Source organism: Mycobacterium sp. TH-M15, assembly GCF_057473705.1.
Map to the genome: position 1 here is coordinate 1 of NZ_JBYCLB010000446.1, position 2,799 is coordinate 2,799.

Sequence of the window (2,799 nt, forward strand, 5' to 3'; positions counted from 1 at the left end):
GAAACTCAAGGCGGCCGGGTTCACCAAGTTCAAGCAGGCCAGCGCACCGTCCACACCGGAGCAGAAGGACAAGGTGCTCTCCACCAATCCGCCCGCCGACCAGACCTCGGCGATCACCAACGAGATCGTCATCGTGGTCGGCTCCGGGCCCGAGGCCAAGGCCGTGCCCGACGTCTCCGGCCAGAGCGTCGAGCTGGCGCGGAAGAACCTGACCGTCTACGGTTTCACCAAGTTCACCGAGTCGTCGGTGGACAGCCCCCGACCCGCCGGCGAGGTGGTGAGCACCCACCCGGGTGCCGGCGAGACTGCGCCGGTCGACTCGGTGATCGAGCTCCGGGTGTCGCGGGGCAACCAGTTCGTCATGCCGGATCTGACCGGGATGTTCTGGACCGACGCCGAGCCGCAGCTGCGTTCGTTGGGCTGGACCGGGACACTGGTCAAGGGCTCCGACGTCGACGCCGGCGGCAGCGGCCACAACCGGGTGCTCTTCCAGAGTCCGGCGCCCGGTCAGGGCGTCAACACCGACGGCAGCATCACGCTGAGGTTCGGCCAGTAGCCGGCGGCGGGACAGCGTCCGCCCGAGCGGCGTGCACCGTCTCGGCCACCTCGTCGTCCAGCCGGCGCACCAGCGTCTCGTCACAGGCCCGGCCGCAGTAGGACAGCCAGTTGGCCAGCATCCGGTGTCCCCCTTCGGTGAGGATCGACTCCGGGTGGAACTGCACCCCGTGGATCGGCAGTTCGGTGTGCTCGACGCCCATGATCACCCCGCCGCGGGTGCGCGCCGTCACCGCGAGGCCGGCCGGCAGCGTCTCCGGCAGAATCGTCAGCGAGTGATACCGGGTCGCGGTGAACGGGTCCGGCAGACCCCGCAGCACGCCGGTGTCGCGGTGGAAGACGGTGCTGGTCTTGCCGTGCAGCAGCTCCGGGGCGCGGCCCACGGTGGCGCCGAACGCAACGCCGATCGCCTGGTGGCCCAGACACACCCCCAGCAGCGGGGTGCGGGTGGTCGCGCAGGCGTGCACCAGGCTCACCGACGCGCCGGCCCGCTCCGGGGTGCCCGGCCCCGGGCTGAGCAGCACCCCGTCGACGGCCGCGACGGCACCGACCGGGTCGGCCAGCCTGGCGTCGTCGTTGCGCCAGACCGCAGCCTCGACGCCGAGCTGGCCCAGGTACTGCACCAGGTTGAACACGAAGCTGTCGTAGTTGTCCACGACCAGGATCCGCATCGTCACAGGCTACCGCCGGGTCGGGCGGGCCTTAGCTAGTAGTCCAGGGGTCCGGCCGCGGTGGCGAACCGCATCCGGGCCGGTTCACCGCCCCCGGCGACGGTCAGGTCCTCGCCGGGCTGCTCGCTGTAGCCCAGGCCGAACCGGATCACATACTGCTTGTACAGGGTGACCAGTGGCGCTGCGGCCAGGGCGGCCTGCAGCGCGGCCGGGTCGCCGATTGCGGTCAGCACGTACGGCGGGCTGTAGGTCCGCCCGTTGAGCAGCAGGGTGTTCCCGACGCACCGCGGCGCGGACGTCGCGATGATCCGCTGGTCCTGCATCTGGACGGCTTCGGCGCCACCGTGCCAGAGCGCATTGAGCACGCCTTCGATGTCTTGCTGGTGGACCACCAAGTCGTCGGGGGAGGCGTCCCGGGGAAACCGGCCGTTGGCGTCGCGCTGGGCGTCGGTGAGCACCACCACCAGGCCCGGCCCGTGCACGGTGTCCAGGCCGGCCGGCCCGGCCAGCTGCGCCGCCCGCTTACCCATTGCCGTCAGCGCGGTGCCGGCGGAGCGGCCGTGCACGGACCCGATCGCGGTGGCCAGCACGTCCCGTTCGGCGTTCAACCGGTCCACCGCGGCCTGGGTGGTCCGCACCAGGTCGACCAGCCGGGGGGCATCACCGCGGCGGATCTCCTTCCCGCCGGAGACGCCGTGGGTGGCCGACAGCAGCAGACCCGCCAGCAGGCAGGCCACCGGCACGCCGAACCGCCACGGCGAGCGGCGCCCGGTGGCCTGCACAAGCTGCACGATCGGTTTCCGTTCCCGTCTGGATCGCCGGGCTCGCGACTGCGTTAGTCTCTACCCGAACACCGTTTCCCGCTTATCGTCGCACCGTCCTGAGGTATGCATGCCCAAATCCAAGGTTCGCAAGAAGAGCAGCTTCACCACCAGTTCGGTGAGCCGCACCCCGGTCAAGGTCAAGGCCGGCCCGTCGAGCGTCTGGTTTGTGGTCTTCTTCTGCGGCCTGATGCTGGTCGGCCTGGTCTGGTTGATGGTGTACCAACTCGCCGCAACCGGGTACGACACCGCTGCGGCACTGCTGTGGATGTCCGAGCTGGGGCCGTGGAACTACGCCATCGCCTTCGCGTTCATGATCGCCGGGCTGTTGCTGACCATGCGCTGGCGCTGAGGCGTCGACCCCGCCGTCGGACGGCAAACCCGCCGCCGCAATCACACGTTTGTGATTCTCCCCAATGTGGACAACCCCTGTAGATAACGTGTATCCCCGCAGGTAGAGGTGGCAAACCAGATGCAGCAAACACAATGGGCGCCGCCGGCCGGAGGAATTGCTGGTTGTGCCGCCGGTGGCGCGCTGCTGGCTACCTTCGCTGTGACCTATGCCACAGATCCTCCCGGCCGGATTCTGCTGGGCATCGCCGGGCTGGGCCTGCTGGTGTTTGCCGCGGGATCCTGGCGTGCCCGACCGAAGCTGGCTATCACCGCGGACGGCTTGCTGGTCCGCGGCTGGCGGCAGTCCCGCCTGTTGCCGCCGGCGGCGATCGACAGCATCCGGATCAGCCAGTTCCGCC

Annotated in this window: 5 protein-coding genes; 3 read left to right on the forward strand and 2 right to left on the reverse strand. The window is 69.8% G+C overall.

Features of this window, described 5'->3' with window-relative positions:
- The coding region (locus AC2VNT_RS10780; RefSeq protein WP_486946847.1) for a PASTA domain-containing protein at positions 1-556 on the forward strand (556 nt) is incomplete at its 5' end.
- Here AC2VNT_RS10780 and AC2VNT_RS10785 read toward each other — a convergent pair.
- Together AC2VNT_RS10785 and AC2VNT_RS10790 are read right to left on the reverse strand one after the other, a co-directional pair.
- On the reverse strand, positions 534-1,226 hold the full coding sequence (locus AC2VNT_RS10785; protein ID WP_486946848.1) for an aminodeoxychorismate/anthranilate synthase component II: 693 nt from the start codon (positions 1,224-1,226) through the stop codon (positions 534-536). The genes AC2VNT_RS10780 and AC2VNT_RS10785 overlap by 23 nt on opposite strands.
- Before the next feature lie 35 nt (positions 1,227-1,261).
- Complete coding sequence (locus AC2VNT_RS10790) at positions 1,262-2,008, reverse strand: DUF881 domain-containing protein (RefSeq protein WP_486946850.1); 747 nt, start codon at positions 2,006-2,008, stop codon at positions 1,262-1,264.
- 109 nt (positions 2,009-2,117) lie between these two features.
- On the opposite strand from AC2VNT_RS10790, the gene crgA reads away from it, so the two are divergent.
- Positions 2,118-2,399: a cell division protein CrgA gene (gene crgA / locus AC2VNT_RS10795; RefSeq protein ID WP_486946849.1), complete on the forward strand. Its 282-nt coding sequence runs from the start codon at positions 2,118-2,120 to the stop codon at positions 2,397-2,399.
- A 120-nt stretch (positions 2,400-2,519) separates the two neighbouring features.
- Positions 2,520-2,799 (forward strand): PH domain-containing protein (locus AC2VNT_RS10800; RefSeq protein ID WP_486946851.1); only part of this gene is annotated, 280 nt, incomplete at its 3' end.